The sequence below is a fragment of the Pseudomonas sp. PDM16 genome (genome assembly GCF_014851865.1).
Lineage (GTDB): Bacteria > Pseudomonadota > Gammaproteobacteria > Pseudomonadales > Pseudomonadaceae > Aquipseudomonas.
Genome location: NZ_JACVAM010000003.1, coordinates 320,246 through 334,641, shown reverse-complemented (window position 1 = coordinate 334,641; position 14,396 = coordinate 320,246). Strand labels below are relative to the sequence as shown.

Here is a 14,396-nt window from a genome sequence, read left to right as displayed (position 1 = left end):
TATCGTTGATAAGTTCGAGGTGATTGATGACGCATTACGACGCCGTGGTGATCGGTGCCGGCAACGCCGGACTGACCGCCGCGACTGCGCTGCAGCGCGGCGGTAGCCGCACCCTGCTGGTCGAGCGCCACAATATTCCCGGTGGCTGTGCGACCTCCTTTGTGCGTGGCAACTTCGAGTTCGAGGTCGCGCTGCATCAGCTCAGCGGCCTGGGCACCGAGGACAAGCCGTTCGTGATGCGCAAGTTCTTCGACAAGCTGGGCGTTCTGGACAGGGTCGAGTTCATCCAGGAGCACGCGCTGTATCGCCTGGTGGTGCCGGGCGAGCTGGACGTCACCCTGCCGGCCAGCTGGTCGGACATCCGCCGCTTGCTGCAGGGCATGTACCCGGCCGAAAGCGAGGCCATCGAGCGCTTCATGCTGGTGTGCGAAAAGGTCACCCTGGAAAGCTTCATGACCCTGCCGCAGGCCTCGCGCGCCAACAGCGAGGCCATGCTCAAGTCGATGTGCCCGTACTACGTGGAGTACGGCTTCCGTTCGGCGCGCGAGGTGCTGGATGAGTTCTTCAGCGACGCCAAGCTGAAGAACATCCTCGCCACCTACTGGCTCTACCTCGGCGTGTCGCCGAGCATGCTGCCGTTCGCCGACCTGGCCACCATGCTCTACGCCTATGCGGTGTTCAAACCCTGGCACATCAAGGGCGGCTCCCAGGCCATGTCCAGCGCGCTGGTGGAGTCCTTCCTCGAGGCGGGCGGTGAGGTGCGTTTCAACTGCGGCGTGGAGAAGATCCACACCGAGGACGGGCGCATCTGTGGCGTCAGTCTGGAGGGTGGCGAGCGGGTCAGTTGCGCGGCGGTGGTGTCCAACGCCAGCCCGCTGATCACCTTCAACGAGCTGCTCGATCTCGACCGTCCGCCGTTGAAGATCCAGCAGGATTTCAAGTCGCGGCGCATGGGCACCTCGGCCTTCGTCATCTACCTCGGCCTGGACTGCACACCGCAGGAACTCGGCGTGACGACCGCCTCCAGCTTTATCTACGAAACCCTCGACGAGGAGCAGATCCACGCGCGCATGGGCAGCCTGGAGCCGCCGCTGGGCGGCATGCTCACCTGCTACAACCTGGAAGACCCGAGTGCCGCGCCGCCCGGCAAAAGCCAGGTGGTGCTGGTCTGCCTGCAATACGGCGATGTGTGGAAGTCGGTGACGCCGGAAAACTACGCACAGACCAAATACGCCTTCGCCGAGAAGCTCGTCGAGGTGATCGAGAAGGTCTACCCGAAGGTGCGCCAGCACATCGAGGAGGTCGAGGTGGCGACGCCGCTGACCATGATGCGCTACCTCAACACGCCTGGCGGCGCCATCTACGGCTTCCAGCAAAGCGCGCAGGACTCGGCGCTGTTGCGTGAGCGCCTGGACGCCGTGCCGGGCCTGTACATGGCCGGCTCCTGGACGTCCATGGGCGGCTTCCAGCCGACCTACATGGCCGGTGAATCGACCGCCCGCGCCGTGCTCAAGCAACTGAAGACCCAAGAGGTGGAGCATGTCTGAGCAGAATGCGTTGAACCTGATTGCCGGTTACACCGACGCGTTCGCCGCCAAGCTGGCGCTGGAGCAGAGCGGTAGCGACTTCTACGAGGTGCGCGGCGAGGTGGGTAGCACCGTGGTGCAGTTGCACCCCAAGCGCCTGGCGCTGCAGGTCGCCGAGATCATCGAGGACACGCCCACGACCAAGACCCTGCGCCTGGTCGCAGTCGACGGTCAGGCTCTGCCGCCGTTCCAGGCCGGCCAGTACATCAACCTGTTCGTCGAGATCGACGGCGTGCAGACGGCCCGGCCTTACGCCATGTCGTCATCACCTTTGCAGCGCACGTACTACGACCTGACCGTGAAGCGCGCCAAGGGCGGCTTCGTCTCCAACTACCTGCTCGACCGCGTGATGCTGGGGCAGCGCCTCACCAGCTCGGGACCGATGGGTACCTTCCATCACAACCCGTTGTTCCATGGCGACGATCTGGTGTTTCTCGCTGGTGGATCGGGCGCGGCGCCGGCGCGCAGCATTCTGCTGAACATCCTCGATCGCCAGTTGCCGCAGCGGCTGCACATGGTCTACCTGAACAGCCATGTCGACGACGTGATCTTTGCCGACGAGCTGCGCGAGCTGGCCGATCAACATGGCAACTTCACCCTGAGCGAAGTGATCTCGCGTCCGCCGGCTGGCTACAGCGGTCGCAGCGGCCGCCTGAACCGGGCGATGCTGCAGGAACTGCTGGGCGAGATCGGCAACCAGATGTTCTATATCTGCGGCCCGACACCGTTCAACGACAGCTGCGTGGCGCTGTTGACCGAGCTGGGCGTGGCCCGCCGGCGCATCCGCGTCGAGGCCAACGGCGCGCCCAAGGCGCCGCACGAACAGGCCGGCTGGCCAGAAGGCGTGGCCCTGGACGATGAAGTGCAGATCACCGTGCAGGGCCGTGGCAGCTTCCGCAGCACTGTCGGCGAGCCGCTGCTCAATGCCCTGGAACGCAATGGCTACTTCGTCGAGAACGCCTGCCGTTCGGGCGAGTGCAGCCTGTGCCGGGTCAAGCTGGTGGCCGGCTCGGTGTTCAACCCGCAAGAGGCGCACCTGCGCAAGTCCGACCGTGATTTCGGCTGGATCTATTCCTGCGTGGCGTTCCCTACCGGGGATATCGAAGTCCTGCTGTGAACAGGCGCGAGCGGCTCGGTGCCACCTGCCGCTCGCGGCCAAAGCCAGAACAAAAACAAAAACAAAAAAGGAGAATGGGGATGACTACCCGCCGTTGGGAAAAACACTATCCACCGCAGTTGCATAACTACCGGATCGATGCCGACTCGCTGACCGGCAACCTCGCGGATTGTGCCCGTGACGCCGCACAGCGCTTCGCTGACGCGCCGGCGTTCACCCAGGTGCTGCCCAACGGGTTGCACGCCGATCTCTCCTTCGCCGAGATCGAGCGGCTGTCCAGCGCCTTCGCCGCCTACCTGGTCCAGGAGCAGGGCCTGCAGAGCGGTGAGGTGGTGGCGCTGCAGTTGCCCAACAGCCTGCACTATCCCATCGCGGTGCTGGGCGCCTGGAAGGCCGGGTTGATCGTCACCAACGTCAACCCGCTGTACACCGAGCGTGAGTTGGACGCGCAACTGGCCGACAGCGGTGCCCGGCTGCTGGTGGCCTGCGACCTGTTCGCCAAGCGCGCGCAGCCGGTGGTCGAGCAGCGCGGCGTCGCACTGGTGCTGACCAGCCTGAGCGACTTCTTTCCCGAGCCGATTGCCAGGGCCATCCAGCAGAAGCTCGAAGAACAGGCCGGCGACGACCTGACACCGCAGGTGGCGTTCCAGCGTTTCAGCCAGACCCTGAGCCTCGGCCAGCAGTTGGCCTGGGTGCCACGGCACTACCCCGTCGCCCTGTACCAGTACACCGGCGGCACCACGGGCAGGAGCAAGGGCGCGGTGCTGACCCATGCCAACCTTAAGGCGGTGCTGCGCATGGCCGAGGACTACCTCGCCGGTTTCGGCGCGCAGATCGAGCCGGGCGAGGCCATCGTCACCCTGCCGCCGCTCTACCACATCTTCGCCTTCAACTTTAATTTCCTGCTGTTCTTCCGTCGTGGCGCGCGCAACCTGCTGGTGCCCAACCCGCGTCCGCTGTCTAACGCGCAGCCGGCCTTCGACAAGTTTCCGGTGCGCTGGATGACGGGCGTAGACACCCTGTATGCCGGCCTGCTGGCCGAGCCCTGGTTCCAGGCCAACCCGCCGAAGCTGAAGCTTGCGGTGTCCGGCGGCACCTCGCTGCGCCCGGTCACCGGCGAGCGCTGGCGGGCGGCGGTGGGGCAGATTCTCGAAGGTTATGGTCTGACCGAAAGCTGCTGCTTCGTCGCCTTCAACCCGCCAGGGTCCAAGGAGCGCCCGGGCACCGTCGGCCTGCCGTTGCCCGGCAGCGACGTGCGCATCGCCGACGTCGAAGGCCGCGAGCTGGCGCCCGGCACATCCGGCGAGTTGCTGGTGCGCGGGCCGCACATCATCGAGTGCTACCTCGATCGCCCGGAGGAGACCCGCGAAGCCTTCGTCGACGGCTGGTTCCGCACCGGCGATATCGCGGTGATGGACGAGGACGGCTACATCCGCATCGTCGACCGCAAGAAGGACATGGTTCTGGTCTCCGGCTTCAACGTTTACCCCAACGAGGTGGAGGCGGTGATCGCCGAGCACCCGGATGTCAGCGAAGTGGCGGTGATCGGTGTGCCGGACGAGGCCACCGGCGAGGCCTTGAGCGCCTTCGTCGCGCTGCACCGGCCTGGGCTGGATGGGGACACCCTCATTCGCCATTGCCGTGAGCGGCTCACCGCCTACAAGGTGCCCAAGCGCATCGAGTTCCGCGAGCAACTGCCCAAGTCACCCATCGGCAAGATCCTCAGGGCGCAGTTACGCACGTGAGGCCAATCGTCCCGCCGTGTATGCCGGTACTTCCGGCGGCCGGGCAACCTGCGGCATGCTCGCTTTTTGATTGAGGTTTCCGATGTCGATCTGGATCACCGCCTTGCCCGTGCTGGCCGTCGGGCTTGGCGCCTACTACCTGCGCACGGCTGCGCGTAGGCCGCAGCTGGTCTACCAGGCCAACCCGGAGAACCAGGCGCTGATCGCCCAGGTGCCGCGCCTGACCCGGCGCTTCTGGGCGACGCCCTGGCTGTTCAACGGCCACCTGCAGCTCCTTGGGTTGGGGTTGAAGAAGGCTTTCGCCCCGCGCCTGGCCTACGACCGCGTCGATACCCTGCGCATGGCCGATGGCGGCACCACCGCGCTGCACTGGCTCGGTGCCGAATTGCCGGCGCAGGTGCCGACTCTGGTGGTGCTGCACACCATTACCGGTTCGCCGCACAGCATGCGCGGCTTCGTGCGCGACCTGGCGCGGCTCACGGGCTGGCGCGTGGTGTTCTGCGAGCGCCGTGGTCACGGCCAGTTGCCGCTGACCAGCCCGCGCTTCAACACCATGGGCGACACCGCGGACCTGCGCGAGCAACTGCGGCTGATCGGCGAGCGCTACCCGGAGTCCTCGCTCTACGCGGCGGGCATCTCGGCCGGCACCGGCTTGCTGATTCGCTACTTGGGCGAGCAGGGCGCGGACACCCCATTGCTGGGCGCCTTCGCCTATTGCCCGGGCTACGACATCCGGGTCGCCTTCGCCCGCTCGCGCGCACCCTACACCCGCCTGATGGCTAGGAAGCTGGTGCGCCAGTTCGTCACCCCCAATCGCGAAGCACTGGCGCACCTGTCCAGCCTCACCGCCCTGGAGGGAGCGCAGAGCCTGGATGAGTTCCACCGGCACCTGTACGAGTGTGCGGGCTACCCCAGCCACCAGGCCTTCCTCGAAAACTGCAATCCGATAGCGGTGATGGAGACGGTGAACATCCCGCTGCTGGTGCTCAATGCCGAGGATGATCCGGTGTGCGTAGTGGGCAACGTGCGCGACCACCAGCACGCCATGGCGCGCATGCCCAGGACCTTGTTGGCCGTTACCCGTCGAGGCAGCCACTGCGCCTTCCTCGCAGGCTTCACGGCGCGTTCATGGGCGCATCACCTGGCGGCCGATTTTTTACTGGCGGTGCACGGAAGAGCCTGACGGCAACTTTGTGGTCTCCAGACTGGTGCGTGGCCGCTTTTGATCGAAGAAGGTCTGTTACCAGTACCGCGGATTGCATCGACCTGAGTTGAGGATCCTCAGTTTTTGATCGGTATAGAACGCCGTCCGCATGCGCGTAGTTTGTAAGCCTGGCGCGCTGTCGATGTAACGGTGCTTTCTCTCATGGCGCTCCATCGGATGTCTCATTTGAGTCGTGAGAGGCGCGCTGTAGAGCTGCTCGCCGGACCTTCTATCAGCTGCTCCAGTTTGTGACGCTGTAAAGATTTCTTGCCCGGCTGGAGTGGGTTTTTAGCCTAAATATGCTCTGGTTCCTGATTGCCATCAGATAAATGCGTAGAAAGCGCGCACTTTTTATGTGTCGGGTATCAGGGATGACCGCCAAGTTCTGTTCGTTTGTCCAACGTTTGTTGTCGTTTGCAATCGCTGCATCCAGCGCGCGGACGACATCGGGTTGTAGATGGGGGCGCAAGCTGTCTTCCAGTGCTGCAACGTGCTGCTGGTTGGCTATGACGCTGGGAGTACTCTGGCCTGCTTGGGGAGCCGCGCAAACCCTGCAGGAGTCTGCCAGTCAGGGCCTGTCGTGGTTGCAAGCCCAAGTGCAGCCCGATGGCAGCTTGGCCAGCGAGTCGCAATCCAGGGCGCTGGTGTTCCAGGTCCATGGTGAGACGCTCCATACCCTGAAATACCTTGGCTCTGCGTTGCCTTCAGGGCTTCAAACCCGCCTGGAGAGTACTCCCGGGACGTTCACTGAGCTGCTGGCTCGCAGAGCCTTGGCACGACAGCAGGCACAACTGGACGACGGATCAGCGCTATCGGCCCTAATGACGCTGCAGAACGCAGACGGAGGTTTTGGTGCCGCCAGCGGATATGCCAGCAATGCCTTGGATACCGCCTGGGCACTCAAAGGCTTGGGCGCTTCCCGGCAGAACAATAGCGAGGCGGCAAAAAAAGCCCGAGCCTGGCTGCTTTCGATTCAGCGGCAGGATGGCAGCTGGTCGCTAGCGATCGATAGTGATGACCTGCTGACTACGGCCATCGCCGCCGATGCTCTGTGGCGCCACCGACAGGTCGCTCAAGTACAGGCCCCTCTGGAGCGGGCGCGGCAATGGCTTCTTGCACAGCGCGCTGCTGGCGGTACCTGGTCCAGTACTGAGCACAGCTCCCAGGCGCTGTTGGCAATATTGCCTGGTCTGTCCGACACAAGCAGCATTCAGCCGGCCATCAGCCGCTTGCTGGCTGACCAGTCCGCTGACGGCAGCTGGGCTGGCGATGCCTATCTGACAGCCTTGGCGTTGCGAGTGCTGAGCCAAGCTAGCCAGCCTTCGCCCAACCCTGATCTGGCCAGTCTGACTGGGCGAGTCATCGATGCAGCCTCGGGGCTTCCTGTTGTCGGCGCGCGTATTGCCCTTCAGGGAGCTCAGCGCCAGGTCTTGAGCGATGCACAGGGAGGTTTCGAGTTCACTCACCTCAATACCGGTAGTGAGCAGCTGCAGATCGTTGCTACGGGCTACCGGTCTCTCAGCTCTGGGTTGACCCTGCAGATCGGCCAGCGACTCGCCATGGGGGAGCTGCGGATGATTGCAGGTGGCGGGGACGATGTAGTGCTGACGGGAGTAGCGCGTTACACCAATAGCAGCGGCAATTTTTACGTGGCCAGCAATGCGTTGATCAAAGTTGGCACGCTGGAAACACGTTCCGATGCTCAGGGTAATTACCGTCTGGCAGGCATCCCGGCAGGCACTCTTAACGTGCAGGCCACGTACTCCAACTACCCGCAGCTATCGGCTCAGATGAGTGCCGCCGCTGGGCAGGTAGTGACCTTCGATCCGTTGTTCAAGACGACTCCGCCCGTCAGCGGTAGCCGCGTTACTGTCACCGTGACTGAGGCAGCAGGTGGTATGCCGTTGGCGTCCACAAGCGTCAAGCTCAACAGCAGCTCGGCCACCACAAATGCGCAGGGGCAAGTCGTCTATACCACTGGCATGGTGCTGGGTAAAAACACGATGGAGGTTGGGAAGGCCGGTTATGAGCGGGTGCTGATAACTTTCGACGCCTTTGAAAACCAGTCTATCGACATACCGGTAGTTCTGAGGGCAGTCACCGGTAACCAGACCATTCTGCGCGGCAAGGTCGTCGACCAGGCGACCCAGCTACCGCTGTCTGCCGTGGCGGTCAGTGCTTCCTCTGCTGGCCTGTCGACGCAGACGAATGCTCGGGGCGAATACGAAATGGTCGGTAGCAGCCTCGCCGGCACGCATAGTCTGTCGTTCGAGAAAAGTGGTTATGAGGTGCTGACTACCACCATTACCGTCAGCGCCAATCGGACCAACTTGTTCGAGGTGGGACTCAAGCCCAAGGGAACGCTGCAGCCTAGCGCCAGCCTTTCGGTGAGTGTGCTGGATCGGGCAAACAACCAGCCGATCGTGGGTGCCGAGGTCGTTCTGACCGGCAGCAATCAGCAAGTCGTAAAAACAGATGTTGATGGAACCGCCTTCATCGACAGGCTCCACCTGCACGAAACGCGGGTGCAGATCAATGCGCCGGGCTTCGAGTCAGTGTTCGCGGTGCTTAACGTAAAACCCGGTCAGCTCTATCAGTTGCCTGTGGAACTGCTGGCTGAGCAGAGCGCGCGTCCCGGGATTTATGGCTATGTCATCGACTCCGTCAGCCGTCAGCCTCTGGCAGGTGTGCCGGTGACGCTCAGCGGTGCTCATGCGGAGTCTGCATCGACTGATGCACAAGGCCGGTATGCATTTGTCGATGTCACACCGGGCAATATCACTCTGAATATCCAGCGCAGCGGCTATGAGACCTTCGACTACGCGTTCAATCTGACGGGTACTCTGGAGGTCAACGCTGCTCTTACTCCGGGATGGCAGGATGCGACGGCTCAGTGGGAAGTATTTGGCAATCTGGTGGACGCCGATACGCTGGAGCCCATCGCTGGAGCCGAGTTGCTGCTCGAAGAGGTGATACCCGGCTCTGCGGTGGTAGCGCAGCAGAGTGCCGTTAGTCTGCAGAAGGGGGACTTCGTTTTCGAAGGCCTGACTGAAAAAGACGCACGCGTGCTGATAAGCATGACGGGTTATGACACGACCCTGCTGCCCTTCGTGCGAGAGAAGGGCGTATCACAGAGTCTGGGCACCATAAAGCTGAAGAAAAGCTACAACGCGGCACTACCGGATCTGATGCTCGCCAGCCCCGATCGATCTGGCCTGGTATTGGATCCCAATACCTTCGTAGCCAATGGCCGGCTCTCGGTTCGGGTGCGCAACAACAGTAACTATGATGCTGCCGGCTTCGATGTGAGCGCCTTTGTCGACACCAACAGCAACCAGCTCTGGGATGAGGGCGTTGATCAGCTTCTGGCCGTTATCCGTGTTCCGGGGCTGGTTCAGCAAGAAGAACGGGGGCTGGACTTCAATCTTGACCAAGTGCAACTGCCGTTCCGCGATGCTCCGATTTACCTGATGATCGATAGCGGGCTGGAGGTGATCGAGAATATTGAGGGCAACAACACGCTACGGGCCTCGGTATCGTGCGGTGGTGGCGGTGGAGTGCAGGATGTGGCGGTCTGCATCGACACTTCCGGTAGCGTTTCTCACCTGTACAACCTGGAGATGGACGGCGTCATCAAGGCGGTGGAAAACCCCAATATCATTCCTCATGACGGCTCGGTGCGTTTCACCTTAGGCACTGACTGGGAAATGTACTACGGCGGCTCCGATCAGAAGTTCACCCCCTTGCATCAAGCACAGGTGGTCGAGCCGGCAACGTTGCCAAGCTTGATCAGCGATCTGAAGAGCAAGCGTAACCCTGGCGGCTACAGCTCCGGTCCCAAATGTGCTTTGAAATTGTCCGAATACCTCAATCGACTCAGTCCCCAGGGTAGTAGCAAGACTCTGATCCTCGTTGGAGACGGGTACTGGGAGGGCCTGGCCGCAACACGGACACAGCTGCCGTTGACCGTGGCCAATGGCATCGATCGAATCGATGTGATCGGTCTGGGCAGCGTCAATCTGCAGGAGCTCGAGGAGAATGCCTGGCCCAAGCCGGTGAATGGCCGAGTGGGTGGCAAAGTCACTGTCGCCAATACCGCGGGCGAGGTAGCTGCCGCTATGGCTCGTGCCCTGGGTGACTCGGTGCAATCCATTGACCTGACGCTGGGTAACCTTCGGCTGTTTGATCAAGGTGCCGGTCAGCCAGTGCGATTGAGTGTGCGAGTCGGCAACGCCGGCAGCGCATCGAATGCCACTCAGGTTCGGTTCTACCAGGGGAACCAGTTGCTTGGAGAAGTGGCGGTACCGGCCATGAGAACCGGCGAGTACCACGACCTGAGCCTGGCCTCGGTTCAGCTGGTCAGCGATGAGCCGATTCGAGCTGTGCTTGATGAGTCCCGGGCCAACGCGGAGTGCAACCGCGCCAACAACAGCCAGACCATCTCGCCTGCTGCCGCAAATCGATTGGCCAGCCTGAGCCTTTTGAGCGACCAGGCGGCCTATCTGCCACAAACGGCGATTCGCTTCGACTCTGTCGCACGTAATCTGGGGCAGTATGCGGCGGAGCTGCGTTTGCAGCTGTCGGTCGTCGACGATCAGAGCCGGGAAGTCGCGAGTTTCCCGCTGATCGATCTCGGCTCTCTTGGCTCCAGCCTAAGTAGGAGCCAAGACCAGGCGTGGAACAGCGGACTGGTGGCGGCCGGAAGTTATCGAGTATTGGGTCGCCTGCTTGATCGAACGGATCAAGTGGTAGCCGAAGCCCATGCGGATTTCAGCATCTTGGCAGTTGCGCCGGGGCAGCAGGCAGCAGCACTCAGACTGTCGACTGACCGCGCCGAGTATCTTGCTGACGACCGGGTACAGCTTGAAACCCTGACGCGCAATCTGGCCAGCAATCGTGCGATCAGCAACGCCCGTTTGATTCTCGACGTGCAGGACCCGAACAACAGCCGGGTGTTCAGTCATACCGAGGCGTTGGCGGAAATCGCCTCTGGAGGCTTGAGAGCCTTCGACATTCCTCAGCCTCTCAGCAGTGCCCCCTTGGGTGATTACCGAGTAGAGGCTGTGTTGGTGGATGAGAGCAACCAAGTCCTGGCCCAGGCGAGCGCGCTCTATCAGGTGGTCAGTCAGCGTGGGCCTCTACTGAGTGCCTTGTCTGGCTCTGTAGACCTGGCAAGACCGGCCGTGCAGCCAGGCGAGTCACAGCATCGTAACGATCAAATTCGTAATGACGGCAGCACCCTCCTATCTGGTCTGCGCGTGGCGCGGGTGCTGATGCGTGAGGGGGATAGCCAGGAAATCGGCAGGGTAGAGGAAACGCTGGAGCTGGCGGTGGGAGCGCAAAAACAGTGGCCGGCTCTGGGAATTGCCACTGCATCTCTGACGCCCGACACCTATGTTGCCGCATTGCTGGTCGAGGAGGGCGGTAGCTGGCGGGCGCTAAGCGTACAGACCTTTGCTGTGCAGGGAGTGGCGGCGGGTGCCCCCGAGGCAATTCCAACGATTGGCGAGTGGGGGCAGATCGCTTTGGCACTGCTGATGCTGCTGGTAGGCGTATGGGCGCAACGTCGCAACGCCAAAAACTCTGATGATCTTAAGGGCGCGTGTTAATGAAACGGACATTCTTCAGTGCCCTGGTGGGCGGTATATTTTTTGCCCAGAACAGGCTCAATCTGGAGCCGGAACCCGCTCCGACGAAACCTCTCCCGGAGGAGGCGAATGCTGCATCGGCGTATAGCCCGCTCCTGCGGCGAGTATCTGCTCTATTGATATTGAGCATCGTCAACATGGCATGCCTACCTTTGGCCCACGCGCTGGAGTACCAACGTAATCAGGTAGCCGTCTCAAACCCGGGCGCAGGTGAGCGCTACAGCGCTTTCCTGTCGCGCCTAAAAACGCAGCTGTCGCCAGATGACAGTACTTCTTCTAGCCGGCTGGTATCGCAGAAGCGTCAGGTGTCTACCGACATAGAGAGCCTGGACCGCTTGCGGCAGGAATTGGAGGCTGAATGGGCGCAGCTCAAAACACAATGGCGCGAGGCCGGCGTGGCTTCCAGTGTGTTCGCCGAACAGGAACAACTGGAAGCGAGTTTCTATGAGCAGCACCAGGCACTACGCGACCGTCTGCTAGCCGCAAATACCGAGCACGGAGTGGCGGAGCTGCAGCGTTTTACAGAGGAAAACGTTGCCGAGCCAACTCATTTGCCTATCGATCTGGATAACCTGCCATGGCAGGTGGAACAAGGGCAGGCGAGGGCGCCGCTGACAGACGCTCCAGCCTTGGAACAGTTGTTGAAAAATGCCGATTCGCAGAAGAGTGCGCGTGTGAATTCGGTTGGTACTCCTGCCGCTGATGCGCAAAAGTCGGTTGCGAAGAGTGCTGGACCAGCGGATCTGGCGCAAACGCTGGATGCTCCTCACACCGATGCGATCAAGGCCCTGGCTGCTCAGTTGGGCAACAACCCGCACAAGATCTACCAGTGGGTGCATGACAACATCTATTTCTTCCCCAGCTATGGCAGTGTCCAGGGTGCCCAAGACACCCTGGATAAAAGGAGCGGTAATGCCTTCGACCAAGCCAGTCTGCTGATCTCCTTGTTGCGAAGCGCTGGCATCCCGGCCCGTTATGTATACGGCACTGTCGATATCCCTGCCGAGCAGGTTATGAACTGGGTCGGTGGAGTAAAGAATGCTGAGGCGGCTCAACAGCTGTTGGGGCAGGGAGGGATTCCCAATATCGGGTTAACTACGGGTGGAAAGATCTCGGTCGTCCGGATGGAGCATGTTTGGGTTGAGGCCTTCGTACAGTACCAGCCCCATCGTGGAGCCAAGCATGTCGGAGGACAAAGCCGAGGTGATGCATGGGTGGCAATGGACGGTAGTTTTAAACAGTACAGCTTCAGCACGGGTATGAACTTGGACAATGCAGTCCCGTTTGATCTCAACTCCTTGGATCAAGCTGCGCGAACAGGGGCTGTCGCCAACGAAGCTGAAGGCTGGGTTCAGCATTTGAACACTGAGGCAATAGCTCAACAGTTCATTGACCAACAGATGCGTCAACAGAATTACATTGAAAGGCAAAATCAAGGTCAGAGCTCAGTCGCTGATGTGCTCGGGCACCACCAGGCAACTATTGATCCGCTCCCGTATCTGGCTGGCTCTTTGCCATATCGTGTACAGGCCACTGCCAATCGGTTCGATGCTATTCCCGATCGTCTACGTCATCAGTTCCGCTACGAAATCTACGATAGTGAATCTTCGTTAAGAATGTATGGCTCGCCGGTTCTGAGCTTCCGCGCCCCAACGGCCAGCCTCGCCGGAAAGAAAATAACCCTGGCTTGGGTGGCTGCGACTTTGGCGGATCAACAGGCTATTGAGTCTTTGCTGCCTGCGTCTGGCGCGATTTCATCATTGCCCAAGGGACTCCCATCGAGTATCCGACTGAAGCCTCAATTGATGGTGGATGGTGAGCTTAAAGCTGAAGGTCCGGGATTTAGCGCTGGCGCGGAGCCAGTCGGGGCTGGCGCCTTTAGCCAGTACTCGAATCTGAGTGCTTGGGACGAGACTACTGACCAATTGATTGCGGGGCAGCAGTCGGCCATAGGCTTGTCGATCCAAGGCGTTTCTGCCGCTCAGCTGGACGCTCTGACAAGTCGCATGCTTGCCACCAAGCGGGTAATGGAGCAGGCGCAGAACTCTCCTGAGTCCGTTCGTGCCTCAATCCTGCAAGACATTACAGGTGACCTGCTCACGGGCGATATGCTTACAAGCAGTATCTGGAGTTATCTCCTGCACGTACAGAATCAAGGCCAACTGGTGAGTAATCAGGCCAAGATGATTGATCTGCCGGCAATGAGTTATGGATTAGTACACTCTGTCGCAGAGCCGAGAAAACTATATGGTTTGGTAACCACAGGTGTAACTTTCAAGGGGTTGAATCTTGATGTTGGTCACCTTCGCTATATTCGCTGGAGTAAAGAGAACCAGCGGGAAGCGTGGATATCCTACAACCGCCTGCTAGGCGCGGGGGCTAGCGCGCTTGAGCACCGAACTCTTGAACAGCTTTGGGTGGATAGAGCTTCATGCCGTTATTCGACTTCGTTAGGCGAAGTAGTCAATCCGACGAAGCCGGCCTGCGTAGAAGGAATGAGTGCGATAAAAGCTCTAGCGGTAGCCAGTGCCCAAGGGCAGAAGATATTTACCCTTACCGCGCAGAATGCAAATGTGGCGCTGGCTCAACTTAAATTGAGCTCTAGTGTGGGGAGTGAAGTACGAACTGCATTGGCCGCCGGTAAGGAGGTTACCATTCATGAAAAGGCTATTAGTGCTAATGGCTGGAGCGGCTATGGCTACATGCTGATTGATCCGGAAACGGGTGCAGGCGCCTATTTGATCGAAGGGAAAGGAAATGGAGGATATCTCGACTGGTGGGCCTCGAACGGCACATATGTTGGGCTGGCCTTGGCTTTGGTGTCGTTGATTGCGGCGTTGGCCACGGTATCCGCTGTCATAGTTGTAGTGCTGTTTTTACTGTCGGTGTTCGTTGCACTTATGAATATGATGGTTCTTGAGCTTCAGGCTGTGGAGAATGGTTGCCCTACTATGGGGACTTTGGGTGTTTCTCTAGAAATGGCTGCATTGATTATCAGCTTCTTCGGCGCTGCTGGAGTAGCCTTGGGAACGTGGATTTCCTTCTTGGGTGGAGGGGCCATTGGTGGCTCTGTGAGCGCCTGTAAGAATCTATAGG

Annotated in this window: 6 protein-coding genes; all 6 read left to right on the top strand. The window is 60.6% G+C overall.

Annotated features, from left to right (window positions below):
- Positions 1-26 precede the first annotated feature (26 nt).
- Positions 27-1,547 carry a phytoene desaturase family protein gene (locus IB234_RS13525; protein ID WP_192318449.1) on the top strand — a complete coding sequence of 507 codons (1,521 nt, stop codon included), beginning with the start codon at positions 27-29 and terminating at the stop codon, positions 1,545-1,547.
- Positions 1,540-2,703 carry an FAD-binding oxidoreductase gene (locus IB234_RS13520; RefSeq protein WP_192318446.1) on the top strand — a complete coding sequence of 388 codons (1,164 nt, stop codon included), beginning with the start codon at positions 1,540-1,542 and terminating at the stop codon, positions 2,701-2,703. The genes IB234_RS13525 and IB234_RS13520 overlap by 8 nt, the downstream gene beginning before the upstream one ends.
- A gap of 80 nt (positions 2,704-2,783) precedes the next feature.
- Positions 2,784-4,448 (top strand): AMP-binding protein, encoded by a 1,665-nt coding sequence (locus IB234_RS13515; RefSeq protein WP_225580570.1) that lies wholly within the window; start codon positions 2,784-2,786, stop codon positions 4,446-4,448.
- Positions 4,449-4,530: 82 nt separating this feature from the next.
- On the top strand, positions 4,531-5,631 hold the full coding sequence (locus tag IB234_RS13510) for a YheT family hydrolase (RefSeq protein ID WP_192318442.1): 1,101 nt from the start codon (positions 4,531-4,533) through the stop codon (positions 5,629-5,631).
- 392 nt (positions 5,632-6,023) lie between these two features.
- A complete protein-coding gene (locus IB234_RS13505) occupies positions 6,024-11,261 on the top strand; it encodes an IPTL-CTERM sorting domain-containing protein (protein ID WP_192318440.1) in 5,238 nt (1,745 codons plus the stop codon).
- Positions 11,261-14,395 (top strand): transglutaminase-like domain-containing protein, encoded by a 3,135-nt coding sequence (locus tag IB234_RS13500; protein WP_192318438.1) that lies wholly within the window; start codon positions 11,261-11,263, stop codon positions 14,393-14,395. The genes IB234_RS13505 and IB234_RS13500 overlap by 1 nt, the downstream gene beginning before the upstream one ends.
- Position 14,396: the final 1 nt, after the last annotated feature.

Excerpts from the sequence above, each read along its gene's own strand:
- IB234_RS13525 (WP_192318449.1), top strand. The coding sequence starts at position 27 with ATGACGCATTACGACGCCGTGGTGATCGGTGCCGGCAACGCCGGACTG.
- IB234_RS13520 (WP_192318446.1), top strand. The coding sequence starts at position 1,540 with ATGTCTGAGCAGAATGCGTTGAACCTGATTGCCGGTTACACCGACGCG.
- IB234_RS13515 (WP_225580570.1), top strand. The coding sequence starts at position 2,784 with ATGACTACCCGCCGTTGGGAAAAACACTATCCACCGCAGTTGCATAAC.
- IB234_RS13510 (WP_192318442.1), top strand. The coding sequence starts at position 4,531 with ATGTCGATCTGGATCACCGCCTTGCCCGTGCTGGCCGTCGGGCTTGGC.
- IB234_RS13505 (WP_192318440.1), top strand. The coding sequence starts at position 6,024 with ATGACCGCCAAGTTCTGTTCGTTTGTCCAACGTTTGTTGTCGTTTGCA.
- IB234_RS13500 (WP_192318438.1), top strand. The coding sequence starts at position 11,261 with ATGAAACGGACATTCTTCAGTGCCCTGGTGGGCGGTATATTTTTTGCC.